A 1,857-nucleotide genomic window follows, 5' to 3' on the forward strand; every position below is an offset into this window, starting at 1 on the left:
GGGGGCGGGGTGCTGGCCCGGGCGGCGCGGGCCGTCGAGCCCCCGCTGCTGGAGCCCCCGGAGGCGCTGGAGCCGCCGGTCGACCGGCGCGTGCCGCTGCTGGCGCCCGTGCTTTCCGTGCTGCCCGTGCTGCCCGAGGGGGCGGCGCCGGAGTCGCCCGACGGCTGCTGCGGGGGCGCGGCGGAGGAGCCCTTGGGGGCGCGGAAGACCTCCGCGACCCAGATCCGCCCTCCCGCCTCGGCCGTGCCGACGCCCACCTCCGTGTAGTCGGTGTCGAGGATGTTGGCCCGGTGCGCCGAGGAGCCCATGAACGCGGCGTGGATGTCGCCGACCGTCGGGCCGACGCCGACGTTCTCCCCGACGTAGCGCCAGCCCGACACCTGGCCGCGCAGGTCCGGGTTGTGGGCCAGCGTGCCGGAGGACGCCATCTCCTGCGCCCAGGCCGCGGCCACCGAGGCGAGGTCGCCGCGGCTGGACAGCGCGGGCAGCCCGGCGGAGGAGCGCGCGGAGTTGATGGCGGAGACGAAGCCGCCGCCGTCGGCGCTGGCGCGCGGCGCGACCGCGGCGGTGACCGCCGTCAGCAGCGCGGCGACGAGCAGGGCGGCGGCGGCGCCGGCGCCCAGGCGCGTGCGGGCAGTGGGCACGGGACCTCCGGGAGTGGGAGCTGCGGCGCCCTCCAGGGCGCCCGGGAGGTGCATCGGACGCCGGGGGCGCCGGCTTGAGCCGGGCGCCTACGGTGGTGGCGTGGCTGCCGAGCGACCCTCCGACCGCACCCCCGAGCGCGTGGTGCTCTACTCCCGCGCGGGCTGCCACCTGTGCGACGTGGCGCGGGCCGGCGTGGAGCGGGTGTGCCGCGAGACCGGGACGACGTTCCGCGAGGTCGACGTCGACGCCGACCCGGAGCTCGTGGCCCGCTACGGCGACCTCGTGCCGGTGGTCACCGTGGACGGCCGCCACCACGACCACTGGCGGATCGCGGAGCCGGCCCTGCGCGAGGCCCTCGCCCGGGGCTGAGCGCCCGCACCGGGGCGCACTGGGGCGCTCCGGTGCGCTCTGGTGCGCTCTGGTGCGGTGACGTCCGTCACGCCCGGGGGAGGGGCGCCGCGCCGGACTTTGTGCTTGCGTTCACAAGTGCCTAACCTTGCTCGTCGGCACGACCCCGAACGCCAGCAGGAGCACGACCCCCTCGTGACAAGCGCCTCCACGCCCCCGTCCCCGCGCACCGCGCGCGAGGTCAGCAGGAGCATCCCCGACGCCACCGTGGCGCGGCTCCCGGTGTACCTGCGGGTGCTGACCTCGCTGGTCGAGCGGGGCGTCGCGACGGTCTCCAGCGAGGAGCTGGCCGTGGCGTCCGGCGTCGGGTCGGCCAAGCTGCGCAAGGACCTCTCGCACCTGGGCTCCTACGGCACCCGCGGCGTGGGCTACGAGGTGGAGTACCTCGTCCACCAGATCAGCCGCGAGCTGGGCCTGAGCCAGCAGTGGCGGGTGGCCATCGTCGGCATCGGCAGCCTGGGCCACGCCCTGGCCAACTACAGCGGGTTCGCCGCGCGCGGCACGAGCGTCGTCGCGCTGCTGGACGCCGACCCCGCCGTCGTCGGCGAGCGCGTGGCCGGGCTCGAGGTGCAGCCGGTCGAGCGCCTCGAGGAGGTCGTGCGCGAGCTCGGCGTGCGGATCGGCGTCCTGGCGGTGCCCGCCGCGCCCGCGCAGGGCCTGTGCGACCGGATGGTCGCCGCCGGCATCACCAGCGTGCTGAGCTTCGCGCCCGCCGAGCTGCACGTGCCCGAGGGCGTCGACGTCCGCTCGGTCGACCTGTCCACCGAGCTGCAGATCCTCGCCTTCCGCGAGCAGCGCCGCGCC

General features: G+C 77.0%; 3 protein-coding genes. 2 read left to right on the forward strand and 1 reads right to left on the reverse strand.

Annotation, left to right across the window (positions count from 1 at the left end; all coding sequences use genetic code 11):
• A partial coding sequence (locus AC5FZL_RS16600) for a CAP domain-containing protein (RefSeq protein WP_493619979.1) occupies positions 1-644 on the reverse strand: 644 nt, incomplete at its 3' end.
• A 100-nt stretch (positions 645-744) separates the two neighbouring features.
• Here AC5FZL_RS16600 and AC5FZL_RS16605 point away from each other — a divergent pair.
• Complete coding sequence (locus tag AC5FZL_RS16605; RefSeq protein WP_493619980.1) at positions 745-1,014, forward strand: glutaredoxin family protein; 270 nt, start codon at positions 745-747, stop codon at positions 1,012-1,014.
• A 174-nt stretch (positions 1,015-1,188) separates the two neighbouring features.
• The coding region (locus AC5FZL_RS16610) for a redox-sensing transcriptional repressor Rex (RefSeq protein ID WP_493619981.1) at positions 1,189-1,857 on the forward strand (669 nt) is incomplete at its 3' end.

Source organism: Quadrisphaera sp. DVD1 (assembly GCF_058932755.1).